Origin of the sequence: Pseudomonas xanthosomatis, assembly GCF_019139835.1 — a bacterium.
In the GTDB taxonomy this organism is placed as follows: Bacteria; Pseudomonadota; Gammaproteobacteria; order Pseudomonadales; family Pseudomonadaceae; genus Aquipseudomonas; species Aquipseudomonas fakonensis.
The window spans coordinates 562,265-577,329 of the sequence record NZ_CP077075.1 but is presented as its reverse complement, the minus strand read 5'-3'; the positions used below and the strand labels follow the sequence as shown (position 1 = coordinate 577,329).

Genomic DNA, 15,065 nt, shown 5'->3' with positions numbered 1-15,065 from the left:
GCACAAGGCCGCTCCTACAGTAAATCGCATGATCGTGTAGGAGCGGCCTTGTGCCGCGAAAGGGCCGCAAAGCGGCCCCGAATTTATTTGATCGGCCGCCAGATCAGCGGATAGCGATACGCCTTGCCCTCGTTGGCCCTGACCGCCGCCAGGATGATCAGGATCAGCACCGCCACCATCAGCATGGCGAACAGCACGATGCCGATGAACACGAACATCAGCACAAAGCAAGCAAAGCTGGCCAGGGTGACGCTGATCTGAAAGTTCAGCGCCTCCTTGCCCTGGGCGTCGATAAAGCCGTCCTGCTCGCGCTTGAGGTGCCAAAGCACCAGCGGCCCGAGCAGATGGCCCAGCGGGATCAACAGCCCGAGCAGCGCGCTGAGGTGGCAGAACATCGCCCATTGCCGTACATCGGCGCTGGGCAGGTTGACCGGGTCGAGCTCGTTCATGTCCTGCACCTCCCTGGCGAAGCGGATCAGTCGGCCAGTGCGGCCTGTTGCAGCTCGAAGATTTCGTTCATGCCTTTTTGCGCCAGCGCCAGCATGGCGTTGAAGTCTTCAGGCTGGAACGGCGCGCCTTCGGCGGTGCCCTGCACTTCGATGAAACCACCGGCACTGGTCATGACCACGTTCAGGTCGGTTTCGGCAGCGGAGTCCTCGAGGTAGTCGAGGTCCAGTACCGCTTCGCCCTGGTACATGCCCACCGACACGGCGGCGATCATGTGTTTGAGCGGGTTGCCGCCCTTCAGGCCGCCGCGTTTCTTGATCACTGCCAGGGCGTCGCACAGGGCGACCATGGAACCGGTGATGGACGCGGTGCGGGTGCCGCCATCGGCCTGGATCACGTCACAGTCGACGTACAGGGTGATGTCGCCGAGCTTGCTCATGTCCAGCGCGGCGCGCAGCGAGCGGCCGATCAGGCGCTGGATTTCGAGGGTGCGGCCACCTTGCTTGCCACGGCTGGCTTCGCGCTGGTTACGCTCGCCGGTGGAGCGCGGCAGCATGCCGTATTCGGCGGTCAGCCAGCCTTGGCCCTGGCCTTTGAGGAAGCGGGGAACACCATTTTCGACGCTGACCGTGCAGATGACCTTGGTGTCACCGAACTCGACCAGTACCGACCCCTCGGCGTGCTTGGTGTAGTTGCGGGTAATGCGGATCGAGCGGAGCTGATCGGCGGCGCGACCACTTGGACGTTTCATCTGGGATACCTGTACCGGGATTTTGAATCTGCCGAGCATTATAGAGCCCGTGGCCCGGCGAGGACATGCCTATCGTCGTGCCCGGCGCAGCCTGTCGACTTTTCCCAAGCGCCACCTCTGCGCCTGTAGCATGGGCGGATTGGGCGCCCGGGCCGCACTGCGCTACAATCCTGCGCCTTGCAGCCGAAAGGCTCCCCGTCCAACCGATTACGCGAGGTACTCCCCATGGTGCACAGCATGACCGCCTTCGCCCGCGCCGAGCGCGCCGGCAGCCAAGGCACCCTGGTCTGGGAGCTGCGCTCGGTCAACCATCGCTACCTCGAACCCCACCTGCGCCTGCCCGAGGCCCTGCGCGACCTCGAAGGCGCGGTGCGCGAGGGCCTGCGCCAAGGCCTGTCGCGAGGCAAGGTTGAATGCACCCTGCGCCTGTCCGAGGACAGCACCGGCAAACCGTTGCAGGTCGACCGCGAGCGCGCCGCGCAGCTGGTGGCCGCCGCCGAGACCGTGGCCAGCCTGATCAAGCAGCCGGCGCCGCTCAACCCCCTTGAAGTGTTGGCCTGGCCCGGCGTGCTGGTGGCCGACGCCAGCGACCCGCAAGCGCTCAACGCCGAAGCCGTCGCGCTGTTCGACGAGGCCCTGGCCGAGCTCAAGGCTGGCCGGCAGCGCGAAGGCGCGGAACTGGCGCGGTTGATCAACGAGCGCCTGGACAGCATGGCCGGCGAGGTCACTACCCTGCGCGCACTGGTGCCGCAGATGCTGGCAGTGCAGCGCCAGAAAATCCTCGACCGCTTCGCCGACATGAAGGCCGAGCTGGACCCGCAGCGCCTGGAGCAGGAGATGGTGCTGCTGGCCCAGAAAAGCGACGTAGCCGAAGAGCTCGACCGCCTCAGCACCCACGTCAACGAGGTGCGCCGGGTGCTCAAGTCCGGCGGCGCTGCAGGCCGGCGCCTGGATTTCCTGATGCAGGAACTCAACCGCGAAGCCAATACCCTGGGCTCCAAGGCCTTCGACCCGCGCAGCACGCAAGCGGCGGTCAACCTGAAGGTGCTGATCGAGCAGATGCGTGAACAAGTACAGAACATCGAGTAAGGCCACCCCCACCATGAACCACAGCAGCGGCACCCTCTACATCGTTTCGGCCCCCTCCGGCGCCGGCAAGACCAGCCTGGTCACCGCCCTGATCAAGGACGACCCGAAGGTCAGCGTCTCGGTATCGCACACCACGCGCAACATGCGCCCGGGCGAAGAACACGGGGTGAACTACCACTTCGTCAGCCATGAAGACTTCAAGGCGCTGATCGCCCAGGACGACTTCCTCGAGCACGCCGAGGTGTTCGGCAACTTCTACGGCACCTCGCGCAGCGCGCTGCAGCAAGTGCTGGACCAGGGCAACGACTTGATCCTCGAGATCGACTGGCAAGGCGCCCAGCAGGTGCGCAAGCTGATGCCCGAGGCGCGTTCGATCTTCATCCTGCCGCCAAGCCAGCAGGCCCTGCGCCAGCGCCTGGACGGCCGTGGCCAGGACAGCGAAGAGATCATCGCCGGGCGCATGAAGGAAGCGGTCAGCGAGATGGTGCATTACGACGAGTACGAGTACGTCATCATCAATGACGACTTCGCCGTGGCGCTGGAAGAGATGAAAGCCGTGTTCACCTCGAACCGGTTGTTGCTGGGCAAGCAGCAGCAGCGCCATGGCAGCCTGCTGAAAGAACTGCTGGCCTAATAGACCGAGGGGCCGCTCTGCGGCCCCAGCTTTTATTCCTGCAACTGAATGGTCGCCTGCTGACGCAGCGTCGCCCCCAGGAAGTACGCCGGCAGGCGCAGCCGCGAGAGCATCATCAGCACGATGCCCAGCGCCGAGATGATCGCCGCAATCACGAATACCAGCCCCAGCCCCCCTACATGCGAGCCACTGCCGAAGTCTGGCGAGGCGCTGTCGATGGCGGTGCGCACGAAGATCACCGACAAGATCACCCCACCCACCAGCGGGCACAGGCCGCGCATGAACAAGTGGCGCAGGCTGGTGAACAGGCTGTGGCGGAAGTACCACACGCAGGCAAACGCGGTCAGCGAATAGTAGAAGCAGATCATCATGCCCAGGGCGGTGATGGTGTCGGCCAGCACGTTCTCGCTCAGGGTACGCATGGTCACGTAGAACAACGCAGCAGCAACGCCTGCGCAGATGGTCGCGTAACGCGGGGTTTGCGAGCGCGGGCAAACCTCGGCAAAACGCTGCGGCACCGCGCCGTAGTAACCCATGGCAAGCAGGGTGCGCGCCGGCGAAACGAAGGTCGACTGCAGCGACGCCGCAGTGCTGGCCAGCACGGCGATGGACATCAGGATCGCCAGCGGCCCCATCACCGGGCCGGCCAGGTGGGCGAAGACGTTCTCCTGAATACGCGGGTTGTTCAGGCCCAGGCCCTCGTCGCTGATACCGGCGAACTGCAGGGTGGCGATGGCGGTGACCAGGTACAGGCCGAGAATCAGCAGCACGGTCCAGGTGGCGGCCTTGCCCGGCACCTCTTCACTGCCGACCGACTCTTCGCTGACGGTCAGGCACACATCCCAGCCCCAAAAGATGAAGATCGACAGCGACAGGCCAGCGGCGAACGCCGAGAACGACTCGACGCCGAACGGGTTGAACCAGGCCAGGTCGAACGCCAGCGGCGGCGGTGCGGTGGTTTCGCTGAAGGCAGCAAAGGCAAAGCCGATCAGCACCAGCAGCTGCAACGCCACCAACCCGTACTGCACGGTCATGGTGGTGGCCATGCCGCGACAGCAGATCCACACCGCCAGGGCGATGAACACGCAGCAGGTGCTGATGTTCACCAGCAGGTTGTCGGCCAGTGCCGCCAACTGCTGCTCACCGGTGATCTGTGCCAGGAACAGGTAGAAGAAATCCACCGCCACACCGGCCAGGTTGGACAGCACGATGGTGGTGGCGACCACCAGCCCCCAGCCGCCGATCCAGCCGATCATCGGCCCGAATGCCCGCGCCGACCAGGTGAACGAGGTGCCGCTGTCGGGCTCGGCAGAGTTCAGCTCGCGGTAACCCAGGGCCACCAGCAGCATCGGCAGAAAGCCGACGATGAACACCGCCGGCAGGTGGGCGCCGACCTCGCGCACGGTCGGGCCGAGGGCGCCGGTCAGGGTGTAGACCGGGGCGATGGTGGAAATGCCCAGCACCACGCTGGCCAGCAGGCCCAGGCGGCCCTTGGCCAACCCTTTGCTGCGCGAAGTAGTGCCCGAGTCGGCCGCATCGGGTGGGCGGCCGGCGTCTGTGTAATCGTTCATGAGTTTGTGCCGTAACTATTGGAATTGTTCTAACAGGCCCGCCGTAGAGGGCCCGCTTTCACTCATTGAAAGCTCGCGGTAGGGCACGGTCATCCCAGACCTTCGGCTTACGTCGGTTTTTGGCGACGTTCACCTTCCCGTGCAGCATGGGCAATGCAGGCCTCGCGAAACGCCTCGAACAGGCGCAGCGAGACCGGGTTTTCAGCGAAACGCCATTCCGGGTGCCATTGCACGCCAAGCACCAGGCCCGGCGCATCCGGCATCGATACGGCTTCGATCAGGCCATCCGGGGCCCGTGCCTCGACCCGCAGGCCCGGGGCCAGGCGGTCGATGCCCTGGCTGTGCAGCGAGTTGACCTCGAACTGCGCAGCCAGGCCCAACTGCTCGAACAGCCCGCCAGGCACGATGCTGACCGGGTGACGCGGGCTGTACTGCACCTCAAGCGGTGCATCCTGCGGTTCGCGGTGGTCAAGGTAGCCGGGCACCTCGTGCACCCGCTGGTGCAGGCTGCCACCCAAGGCCACGTTGAGCTCCTGGAAGCCACGGCAAATGCACAACACCGGCACCCCGGCCGCAATCGCCGCCTGCAGCAATGGCAAGGTCAGGCGGTCGCGGGCCAGGTCGTGGCGGGTGCCTTCGGCGCTGGGGGCGCCATTGTAATGATGCGGCTCGACATTGGAAGGCGAGCCGGTGAACAGGATGCCATCGAGTTGCGCCAGCAACGCCTGGGTATCGCTGCCGCCGTCACGGGCCGGCAGGATCAGCGGCAGCCCGGCAAAGCCTGCGGCCTCGACATACTTGTCGCCCACCGTGTGCGACGAGTTCTTCCCCACCTGCTGGCGGCAGGCGCTGACACCGATCAAGGGGACCGCAATTGCGCTCATGGGCTTACACCGTGTGCAGGTACCAGTTGTACTCGAGGTCGGAGATCGACACTTCGAACTCGGCCAGCTCGCTTTCCTTGCAGGCCACGAAGATATCGATGTAGTCCGGGCTGATGTATTGGTTGAGCACTTCGCTGTCATCCAGCGCGCGCAGTGCGTCGCGCAGGTTGTTCGGCAGGCTCTGTTCCAGCTGCTCGTAGGAGTTGCCTTCGATCGGCGCACCCGGCTCGACCTGATTGGTCAGGCCGTGGTGGATGCCGGCGAGGATTGCCGCAAGCATCAGGTAGGGGTTGGCGTCGGCGCCGGCCACACGGTGCTCGATGCGCACGTTGTCGCTGCTGTCGGTGGGCACGCGCAGGGCCACGGTGCGGTTGTCCAGGCCCCAGCTTGGCGCGTTGGGCACGTAGAACTGCGCACCGAAGCGCCGGTACGAGTTGATGTTCGGGCACAGGAAGGCCATCGATGCCGGCATGGTCTGCAGCACGCCACCGATGGCGTGGCGCAGGGTGTCGCTTTCAAGCGGGTCATCGCTTGCGAAGATGTTCTTGCCGGTTTTCTTGTCCAGCAGCGAAATGTGCACGTGCAGGCCGTTGCCGGCCTGGCCCGGGTAGGGCTTGGCCATGAAGGTGGTGTCCATTTCATGGTCGTAGGCGATGTTCTTGATCAGGCGCTTGAGCAGGATCGCGTAGTCGCAGGCCTTGAGCGGGTCGGCGACGTGGTGCAGGTTCACCTCGAACTGCGCCGGGGCGCTCTCCTTGACGATGGCGTCGGCCGGCAGGCCCTGCTCCTTGGCCGCTTCGAGCATGTCCTGCAGGCAGTCGGCGTATTCGTCGAGGTCGTCGATCAGGTACACCTGGGTCGACTGCGGGCGCTTGCCCGAAATCGGCGAGCGCGGCGGCTGCGGGCGGCCGTTGAGGTTGTCCTGGTCGATCAGGTAGAACTCAAGCTCGAACGCGGCGCAGATATCCAGGCCCAGGGCGTCGAACTTGCTCACCACCTGGCGCAGCACCTCGCGCGGGTCGGCGAAAAACGGCTCGCCTTCAAGCTCGTGCATGGTCATCAGCAACTGCGCGGTGGGGCGCTTCTGCCACGGCTCGTCGGCCAGGCTGCCGGGGATCGGGTAGCAGATGCGGTCGGCGTCGCCGATGTCCAGGCCGAGCCCGGTGCTTTCGACGGTGGAGCCGTTGATGTCCAGGGCGAACAGCGAGGCCGGCAGGTTGATGCCCTTCTCGTACACCTTGTGCAGGCTGGCGCGCTCGATGCGCTTGCCACGCACCACCCCGTTCATGTCGGAGATCAGCAGGTCAACGTACTGGGTGTCCGGGTGGGCTTCGAGGAATTCGTTCATTTCGCGGGAAGAACGGGCGCACGGGGAGACCGACGTCATGGCTGTACATCCTTTGATTCGGAGCGGCGATGTGGAGCTGCGGATGACGCCTCGGGAGGCGACGATGGTGCTGCTGTTGTTCTTTTCACTGGCCCATCGTGGGGGGCAAGGCTTGCGACGGAGTGCATTGATTCCCCCGGGCCGTTTCACTATAAAATGGCCCCAACGCAACAGACATTGGCAATTCAGCAAGCAGAGCGTGCACCAATGCAATATCAGATCACCCATGCGGACCTGTCTCTGGTCCTGGCCCTGGAACGCGGCCGGTCACTGGCAAAGGCTGCCGAACTGCTCAAGGTGGACGTTTCCACGGTGTTTCGCTCGATCCGCCGGCTGGAGTCGGCGCTAGGCACCGCGCTGTTCGTCAAGAGCCGCAAGGGCTACCTGCCCACCGACACCGCCCAGGCCCTGGCCGAGCAGGCCGAGCGCGCCGAGCAGGCGCTGGACGCCGCGCGCATCGCCCTGACCTGCGGCGAGCAGGTGGTCAGCGGCACCGTGCGCCTGACCTGCACCGAAGCCGTTTTGCACAGCCTGCTGCTGCCGGCGCTGGCCGAGTTCATGCCCAACTACCCGGCGCTGTCGCTGGAGATGGGCACCTCCAACACCTTCGCCAACCTCAGCCGGCGTGACGCCGACATTGCCCTGCGCCTGACCAACACACCGCCGGAACACCTGGTGGGCCGCTGCCTGGGCTCCACCAGCTACGTGATCTGCGGCCGCCCCGAGCTGCGCGAACGGCTGGACGCCGCAGCCACCAGCGTGCCGTGGATCGCCCCCGACGACTCCATGCAGGACCACGCCACGGTGGTCTGGCGCAACCAGCAGCACCCTGGGCTGACCCCGCGCTACCAGTGCAGCGGCATGTCGACCATCGCCCAACTGGTGACCACCGGCCTGGGCGTGGCGGCGCTGCCGGACTACATGGTGCATGCCCTGCCGGGCGTCGAGGCGTTGAGCGGGCCACTGCCGGGCTGCGACACCCAGCTGTGGCTGCTGACCCGGCCCGATTGCCGGGCGCTGCGTTCGGTGCAGACGTTGTTCGAGGAGCTGACGCCGCGGTTGCGTGACGCGATGCTGTGAGGTGGTTGTGTTCGCCACATTGGAAGCGGTATGTTCAAGCCCAAGCGTGAAGGTTTCTGTTACGGCCCTTTCGCGGGCAAGCCCGCTCCCACAGGAGGGGCGTTGCTTTCGGGAATGATGCAAACCTTGTGGGAGCGGGCTTGCCCGCGAACAGGCCGGCAGCGGTGCAAAGGCTGCCACTGGGCAAAACAGTCCTTCCCTATTGGCTGGTGATTTTTTAAACTATCGAGTCCGCCTGCCCATATAGGGCTGCACGCCCACCGCATTTGCTACTGAGGAAGACCATGGCCCGCGTAACTGTTGAAGACTGCCTGGAACACGTGGATAACCGCTTCGAGCTGGTCATGCTCTCGACCAAGCGCGCTCGCCAGCTGGCGACCGGCGGCAAAGAGCCGCGCGTTGCATGGGAAAACGACAAGCCAACCGTCGTTGCCCTGCGCGAAATCGCCGAAGGTATCGTCACCCCTGAATTCATCGCCGCCGAAGAGATCGTCACCGAAGATCCGGTGTTCGCCGCATTCGAGGACGAGAACAACGAGGCGGTCTGATTCATGCCCGGTCGACGTCGCGCGGCGCAAGGCCCTCTTCTTCTGCAAGGGGTGAACCCATGGCTGGTATAGAAGCCCTCGCCGAACGGCTGTCGACCTATCTGGGCCCGGAACAGGTCAACCTGGTCCGTCGCGCCTACTTCTACGCAGAACAAGCCCACGACGGCCAGCGCCGGCGCAGCGGCGAACCCTACGTGACGCACCCGCTGGCGGTCGCCAGCATCCTTGCCGACATGCACATGGACCATCAGAGCCTGATGGCGGCCATGCTGCACGACGTGATCGAAGACACCGGCATCGCCAAGGAAGCCTTGAGCCAGCAGTTCGGCGAAACCGTCGCCGAGCTGGTGGACGGGGTCAGCAAGCTGACCCAGATGAACTTCGAGACCAAGGCCGAGGCGCAGGCGGAAAACTTCCAGAAAATGGCCATGGCCATGGCCCGCGACATCCGCGTGATCCTGGTCAAGCTGGCCGACCGCCTGCACAACATGCGCACCCTGGAAGTACTGTCCGGCGAGAAACGCCGGCGCATCGCCAAGGAAACCCTCGAAATCTACGCCCCCATCGCCAACCGGCTGGGCATGCACAACGTGCGCGTGGAATTCGAGGACCTGGGCTTCAAGGCCATGCACCCGATGCGCTCGTCGCTGATCCACCGGGCAGTCAAGGCCGCCCGCGGCAACCGCAAGGAGCTGGTGGCCAAGATCGAGACCTCGCTGGCCAACTGCCTGGCCGCCGACGGCATCGAAGGCGAAGTCAGCGGCCGGCAAAAGCACCTCTATGGCATCTACAAGAAGATGCGCGGCAAGCGCCGCGCCTTCACCGAGATCATGGACGTGTACGCCTTCCGCATCGTGGTCGACAAGGTCGACACCTGCTACCGCGTGCTGGGCGCCGTGCACAATCTGTACAAGCCACTGCCGGGCCGCTTCAAGGATTACATCGCGATCCCCAAGGCCAACGGCTACCAGTCGTTGCACACCACGCTGTTCGGCATGCACGGCGTGCCGATCGAAATCCAGATCCGCACCCGCGAGATGGAAGAGCTGGCCAACAACGGCATCGCCGCGCACTGGCTGTACAAGTCCAACGAAGAGGAGCAGCCCAAGGGCAGCCACGCCCGCGCCCGCCAATGGGTCAAGGGCATCCTCGAGCTGCAGCAGCGTGCCGGCAACTCGCTGGAGTTCATCGAGAGCGTGAAGATCGACCTGTTCCCCGACGAGGTCTACGTCTTCACCCCCAAAGGCCGCATCATGGAGCTGCCCAAAGGCTCCACCGCAGTCGACTTCGCCTACGCGGTGCACACCGATGTGGGCAACAGCTGCATCGCCTGCCGCATCAACCGCCGCCTGGCGCCGCTGTCCGAGCCGCTGCAAAGCGGCTCCACGGTGGAGATCGTCAGCGCCCCGGGCGCCCGCCCCAACCCGGCGTGGCTCAACTTCGTAGTCACCGGCAAGGCGCGCACGCACATCCGCCACGCCCTCAAGCAGCAGCGCCGCTCCGAGTCCATCAGCCTGGGCGAACGCCTGCTGAACAAGGTGCTCACCGGCTTTGACAGCAGCCTGGAGAAAATTCCCCAGGAGCGCATTCAGCCGATCCTCGCCGAGTACCGCCTGGAGCTGATCGAAGACCTGCTCGAGGACATCGGCCTGGGCAACCGCATGGCCTATGTGGTTGCCCGCCGCCTGCTGTCCGCCGAAGGCGAGCAGTTGCCGGCGCCGGAAGGCCCGCTGGCGATCCGCGGCACCGAAGGCCTGGTCATGAGCTACGCCAAGTGCTGCACGCCGATCCCGGGCGACCCGATCGTCGGCCATCTGTCGGCGGGCAAGGGCATGGTCGTGCACCTGGAAGACTGCCGCAACATCAGTGAAATCCGCCACAACCCTGAAAAGTGCCTGCAGCTTTCCTGGGCCAAGGATGTCACCGGCGAGTTCAACGTCGAACTGCGCGTTGAGCTTGAGCACCAGCGCGGCCTGATCGCTCTGCTGGCCAGCAGCGTCAACGCCGCCGACGGCAACATCGAGAAAATCAGCATGGACGAACGCGACGGCCGTATCAGCGTGGTCCAACTGGTGGTCAGCGTGCACGACCGCGTGCACCTGGCCCGCGTGATCAAGAAGCTGCGCACCTTGACCGGCGTGGTCCGCATCACCCGCATGCGTGCGTAGTCCGCCCACCGCAAGGAGTCACTCATGAGCAAGACCGTCATCAACAGCGACAAGGCCCCTGCCGCTATCGGCACCTACTCGCAAGCGATCAAGGCCGGCAACACCGTGTACATGTCGGGCCAGATCCCGCTGGACCCGAAAACCATGGAACTGGTCGAAGGCTTCGAAGCCCAGACCGTGCAGGTGTTCGAGAACCTCAAGTCGGTGGCCGAGGCGGCCGGTGGTTCGTTCAAGGACATCGTCAAGCTGAACATCTTCCTCACCGACCTGAGCCACTTCGCCAAGGTCAACGAAGTGATGGGCCGCTACTTCGAGCAGCCATACCCGGCCCGAGCCGCCATTGGCGTAGCCGCGCTGCCCAAGGGCGCCCAGGTCGAGATGGACGCCATCCTGGTCCTCGAGTGATGCCCCGGTGACGGGCCCTGCGCCCGTCACCACCCCCTCCCTGCCCCAAGGTTTTCCCCATGCGCCATGCATTGCCCCTCGTGCTGGCAGCCCTGCTTTTGGGCGGCTGCGCCAGCCACAAACCCGAAGATTTCAACGGCACCTGGATCAACCAGGAGGCCATCGACGCTGCCGCCAAAGGCACCAGCCTGCGCCAGGCCCTGGCCGATCACGGCCCGGTGTTCGAGTGGAAAGTCGACGTCAAGAACCAGCAAGCCAGCTTCAGCAACGGCTTTGAAGCCGCTGACGGGCGCCTGAGCGCCAACCAGAACAACTGGCAGGTGGACTTCGAAGGCGGCCAGAGCGAGCAACTCACGCTCGACGGCGACGAGCTGCAGGCCCGCGACCCGTCCGGCCACCAGCAGACCTTCGCCCGCGCCAGGGCCGCCGGCACCGCGCCGCTGGGCAGCAGTTTCGAGAAAGCGCTGTACCAGGCCTACCTGGGTGGCGACTGGAAGATCACCGAAGGCCAGGGCAAAGGTGCCACGGTGCATTTCAGCGACACCGGCAGCGTCACCGGCCTGCCCGGCCCGGACCGCTTCGCCCTGTGCCTGGCAGGCGACTGCGCCAGCATGGGCGGCGGCAACGACAGCCTGTGGCTGGAGCGCGACCAGCGCGGTGCGCCGTTCATCTTCAAGCGTGATGGCGACAAGCTGACCATCTTCAAGGCCGTGAATACCGCGCAGCCGGATGAAGTTCCGCAGCTGGCGGCCGGTGCCCAGCAGTGGGTGCTGGAAAAGAATTGAAGCTCATCGCGGGGCAAGCCCGCTCCCACGCCAGACCGTGGGAGCGGGCTTGCCCCGCGATAGGGCCGCACGGTTATCCGCGGCCCTGCAGTATCGCCGCATACCCCTCTTTGTAACTCGGATACACCGGCGCCCAGCCCAATGCCCGCGCCCGCGCATTGCTGCAGCGCTTGCTGCCGGTGCGCCGCACCCGCTGCTCGTCCGACCACTCGGTAACCCCAAGGTACTCGCGCAACCAGGCCACCACATCGGCCAGCGGCGCCGGGTCGTCATCAACGCCGATATAGCAGTCATCCAGCGCCACGCCACGCGCATCGGCCTGCAGCAGGAACGCCAGCAGGCTGGCGGCATCCTCGGCATGAATACGGTTGCCGTACAGCGGCGGCTGCTCGGCCACCCGGTAACCCTGGCGCACCTGGCTCAACAGCCACTCGCGCCCGGGGCCATAGATGCCGGTCAGGCGCACGATGCTGGCCGGGATGCCGCTGTGCAGCGCCAGCTGCTCGGCTTCGAGCATCAACTTGCCGGAATAGCCTTCAGGCGTGGTGGCGGCGGTTTCGTCGATCCACTCGCCATCCTTCTGCGCGAACACGCTGCTGCTGGAAACGAACAGAAGCCGGCGCGGGCGCTGGCCACTGCGCTCGAGCCACCCCAGCACATGCCGCAGGCCATCGACGTAGGCGGCCTGGTAACCGGCCTCATCGTGCTGGCTGGCAGCAACGCAATACACCAGGTAATCGGGCGCCCGCTCGGGCCAGTCGGCCGGGATGCGCCGATCGGCAAGGTCGGCGGCAACCGGCTGCACACCCTCGGGCAAGTGCTGCACCGAGCGCCGCAGGCCACTCACCTGCCAGCCCAGGCCCAGCAACTGGCGGGCCAGACGCCCGCCCACATCCCCACAACCCACGATCAAAGCAGAAACGCCTGACATGCAAATTCTCCTCATTCTGTAGGGGCAGGCTATAGGTTCCAGGCGATCAACGGCTATACCAAGGTCAAAAAAAGCAATGACATTACTTTTGTTAACAAGAATTACTTGCAATAATGGCGGTCTTGTCTGTTCTCGGCCTGTTTCGAGGCCCTGGAGAACTCAACCCATTCTTCTTCATCAGGTCCGGCCAGCATGACACGTATTCAACCTTCCGCTTCGCCAACCCCGTCGCGCGCCTGGCGCGCCATCGCCGCGCTGATGTTCAGCCTGGTGCTGGCCCCCCTGGCCATGGCCGATGAGCCGGCCGCCAACGCCGCAGCCACCCCGGCCGCCGCCAGCGCTCCGGCAGCTCCGGCTGCTGAAGGCCAGACCCCGGCTACCGCACCGGCCGAAGCCGCCGCAGGCGCTCAGGCCCCGGCTGGCGAAGACGTGCAGGCGCTGGTCGAAGACACCTCGCTCGGCATGGCCCACGACCTGTCCCCATGGGGCATGTACAAGAACGCCGACATCGTCGTCAAAGCCGTAATGATTGGCCTGGCCATCGCCTCGATCATCACCTGGACCATCTGGATCGCCAAAGGCTTCGAGCTGATGGGCGCCAAGCGTCGCCTGCGTGGTGAAATCGCCGCCCTGAAGAAGTCGGTCACCCTCAAGGAAGCCAGCGAAGTCTCCAACAAGGAAGGCACCCTGGCCCACACCCTGGTGCACGACGCCCTCGAAGAAATGCGCCTGTCGGCCAACGCCCGCGAGAAGGAAGGCATCAAGGAGCGTGTGAGCTTCCGCCTGGAGCGCCTGGTACACGCCAGCGGCCGTAACATGAGCAGCGGCACCGGCGTACTCGCCACCATCGGTTCCACCGCGCCTTTCGTCGGTTTGTTTGGCACCGTGTGGGGCATCATGAACAGCTTCATCGGCATCGCCAAAACCCAGACCACCAACCTGGCCGTAGTCGCCCCAGGCATCGCCGAAGCCCTGCTGGCCACCGCCCTGGGCCTGGTCGCGGCGATCCCTGCCGTGGTCATCTACAACGTCTTCGCCCGCTCCATCGCCGGCTACAAGGCGCAGGTCTCCGACGCCTCCGCCCAGGTGCTGCTGCTGGTCAGCCGTGACCTGGACCATCAAGGTGGCGAGCGCGCTGCCCCGCACATGGTGAAAGTGGGGTAAGCCATGGGCCTGCATCTCAACGAAGGTGGCGACGACCTCGCCGAAAACCACGAAATCAACGTCACGCCCTTCATCGACGTGATGCTGGTGCTGCTGATCATCTTCATGGTCGCAGCGCCGCTGGCCACGGTCGACATCAAGGTCGACCTGCCCGCCTCCACCGCAAAACCTGCGCCGAGGCCGGAAAAACCAGTGTTCGTCAGCGTCAAGGCCGACAAAAAGCTGTACGTCGGCGACGATGAAGTGGCCCAACCCGACCAGCTCGGCGCCCTGCTGGACGCCAAGACCAAGGGTGACAAGGAAACCACCATCTTCTTCCAGGCTGACAAGGGCGTCGACTACGGCGACCTGATGGAAGTGATGAACACCATGCGCGCCGCCGGTTACCTCAAGGTCGGCCTGGTCGGGCTAGAGACGGCAGCCAAGAAATGACGAAAACGCGCTCTAACATGGCGCGCTACGGCACCGCCCTGGCCATCGTGCTGGGCGTGCACGTGGTCGCCGTGGTGCTGACGCTCAACTGGTCGGTGCCCCAGGCCATCGAGCTGCCGCCGGCAGCCATGATGGTCGAGTTGGCACCGCTGCCGGAGCCGGCGCCGCCACCACCGCCGAAAGTCGCGCCAAAACCGCCGACGCCGATCGAGGAACCGCCGCTGCCCAAGCTGGTAGAGGCGCCGAAGCCGAAGATCGCCATCCCCAAGCCGCCCAAGCCAAAGGCCAAGCCGCAGCCGCCCAAGCCTGAGAAAAAGCCTGAGCCGCCGAAGGATGAACCGCCGGTCGACCAGGACGTGGCCGATACGCCGCCGAGCAACGCACCAGCGCAAAAATCTGCGGCGCCGGCGCCAAGCATCGCCTCCAACAGCAATGCGCTGCCCAGCTGGCAGAGCGACCTGCTGCGCCATTTGGCGAAGTACAAGAAGTACCCCGAGGACGCTCGCCGTCGCGGGCTGCAGGGCATCAACCGCCTGCGCTTCGTGGTCGACGCCGAAGGCAAGGTGGTCTCGTACTCGCTGGCCGGCGGTTCAGGCAGCGCTGCGCTGGACCGCGCCACGCTGGAGATGATCCGCCGCGCAGGCACGGTGCCCAAGCCACCGGCCGAGCTGCTGAACAACGGCACCATCGAAGTGGTGGCACCGTTCGTGTACTCGCTGGACCGACGTTGACGTTTTTGTTTCTGTCACAAAACGGCAAGTCTGATAACGTGCGTCTATCGATTGCAGC

16 protein-coding genes are annotated in these 15,065 nt (G+C 65.0%); 10 read left to right on the top strand and 6 right to left on the bottom strand.

Annotation, left to right across the window (positions count from 1 at the left end):
- Positions 1 to 83 precede the first annotated feature (83 nt).
- Positions 84 to 449: a DUF4870 domain-containing protein gene (locus KSS93_RS02525; protein ID WP_217887018.1), complete on the bottom strand. Its 366-nt coding sequence runs from the start codon at positions 447 to 449 to the stop codon at positions 84 to 86.
- 26 nt (positions 450 to 475) lie between these two features.
- On the bottom strand, positions 476 to 1,198 hold the full coding sequence (gene rph / locus KSS93_RS02520) for a ribonuclease PH (RefSeq protein WP_217887017.1): 723 nt from the start codon (positions 1,196 to 1,198) through the stop codon (positions 476 to 478).
- Positions 1,199 to 1,423: 225 nt separating this feature from the next.
- Here rph and KSS93_RS02515 point away from each other — a divergent pair, with 225 nt between their 5' ends.
- The gene (locus KSS93_RS02515) at positions 1,424 to 2,287 is read left to right on the top strand and encodes a YicC/YloC family endoribonuclease (RefSeq protein WP_217887016.1); all 864 of its coding nucleotides are present in this window, start codon (positions 1,424 to 1,426) and stop codon (positions 2,285 to 2,287) included.
- Between the two features lie 13 nt (positions 2,288 to 2,300).
- Entirely contained in the window at positions 2,301 to 2,921 is a 621-nt protein-coding gene (gmk, locus tag KSS93_RS02510) for a guanylate kinase (protein WP_217887015.1), read from the top strand.
- A gap of 32 nt (positions 2,922 to 2,953) precedes the next feature.
- Here gmk and KSS93_RS02505 read toward each other — a convergent pair whose 3' ends face one another.
- The 3 genes from KSS93_RS02505 to KSS93_RS02495 all read right to left on the bottom strand — a co-directional run bounded on the left by KSS93_RS02505 (position 2,954) and on the right by KSS93_RS02495 (position 6,763).
- Positions 2,954 to 4,492, bottom strand: a complete 1,539-nt coding sequence (locus tag KSS93_RS02505) for an APC family permease (RefSeq protein ID WP_217840978.1) — start codon at positions 4,490 to 4,492, stop codon at positions 2,954 to 2,956.
- Positions 4,493 to 4,599: 107 nt separating this feature from the next.
- A complete protein-coding gene (locus KSS93_RS02500) occupies positions 4,600 to 5,376 on the bottom strand; it encodes a gamma-glutamyl-gamma-aminobutyrate hydrolase family protein (RefSeq protein ID WP_217887014.1) in 777 nt (258 codons plus the stop codon).
- 4 nt (positions 5,377 to 5,380) lie between these two features.
- A complete protein-coding gene (locus KSS93_RS02495; RefSeq protein ID WP_217887013.1) occupies positions 5,381 to 6,763 on the bottom strand; it encodes a glutamine synthetase family protein in 1,383 nt (460 codons plus the stop codon).
- A 207-nt stretch (positions 6,764 to 6,970) separates the two neighbouring features.
- Between KSS93_RS02495 and KSS93_RS02490 the strand changes: the two genes are divergently transcribed.
- From KSS93_RS02490 to KSS93_RS02470, 5 genes are all read left to right on the top strand, one after another.
- The gene (locus tag KSS93_RS02490) at positions 6,971 to 7,843 is read left to right on the top strand and encodes a LysR family transcriptional regulator (protein ID WP_217840981.1); all 873 of its coding nucleotides are present in this window, start codon (positions 6,971 to 6,973) and stop codon (positions 7,841 to 7,843) included.
- A 284-nt stretch (positions 7,844 to 8,127) separates the two neighbouring features.
- Entirely contained in the window at positions 8,128 to 8,391 is a 264-nt protein-coding gene (gene rpoZ, locus KSS93_RS02485) for a DNA-directed RNA polymerase subunit omega (RefSeq protein WP_008091595.1), read from the top strand.
- A 59-nt stretch (positions 8,392 to 8,450) separates the two neighbouring features.
- On the top strand, positions 8,451 to 10,559 hold the full coding sequence (spoT, locus tag KSS93_RS02480) for a bifunctional GTP diphosphokinase/guanosine-3',5'-bis pyrophosphate 3'-pyrophosphohydrolase (protein ID WP_217840982.1): 2,109 nt from the start codon (positions 8,451 to 8,453) through the stop codon (positions 10,557 to 10,559).
- Positions 10,560 to 10,583: 24 nt separating this feature from the next.
- The gene (locus KSS93_RS02475) at positions 10,584 to 10,964 is read left to right on the top strand and encodes a RidA family protein (RefSeq protein WP_217887012.1); all 381 of its coding nucleotides are present in this window, start codon (positions 10,584 to 10,586) and stop codon (positions 10,962 to 10,964) included.
- A gap of 59 nt (positions 10,965 to 11,023) precedes the next feature.
- The gene (locus KSS93_RS02470) at positions 11,024 to 11,749 is read left to right on the top strand and encodes a hypothetical protein (RefSeq protein WP_217887011.1); all 726 of its coding nucleotides are present in this window, start codon (positions 11,024 to 11,026) and stop codon (positions 11,747 to 11,749) included.
- Between the two features lie 73 nt (positions 11,750 to 11,822).
- On the opposite strand, the gene KSS93_RS02465 is transcribed toward KSS93_RS02470, so the two are convergent.
- Positions 11,823 to 12,680, bottom strand: coding sequence for an SDR family oxidoreductase (locus KSS93_RS02465; protein WP_217887010.1), 858 nt, complete (start codon positions 12,678 to 12,680; stop codon positions 11,823 to 11,825).
- Between the two features lie 192 nt (positions 12,681 to 12,872).
- On the opposite strand from KSS93_RS02465, the gene exbB reads away from it, so the two are divergent.
- From exbB to KSS93_RS02450, 3 genes are read left to right on the top strand one after another with little or no spacing between them, the layout of a single operon-like run.
- Positions 12,873 to 13,844 carry a tonB-system energizer ExbB gene (gene exbB / locus KSS93_RS02460; protein ID WP_217887009.1) on the top strand — a complete coding sequence of 324 codons (972 nt, stop codon included), beginning with the start codon at positions 12,873 to 12,875 and terminating at the stop codon, positions 13,842 to 13,844.
- Positions 13,845 to 13,847: 3 nt separating this feature from the next.
- Positions 13,848 to 14,276 (top strand): TonB system transport protein ExbD, encoded by a 429-nt coding sequence (exbD, locus tag KSS93_RS02455; RefSeq protein ID WP_217840986.1) that lies wholly within the window; start codon positions 13,848 to 13,850, stop codon positions 14,274 to 14,276.
- A complete protein-coding gene (locus KSS93_RS02450; protein WP_217887008.1) occupies positions 14,273 to 15,007 on the top strand; it encodes an energy transducer TonB in 735 nt (244 codons plus the stop codon). Before exbD ends, KSS93_RS02450 begins: the two co-directional genes overlap by 4 nt.
- Positions 15,008 to 15,065: the final 58 nt, after the last annotated feature.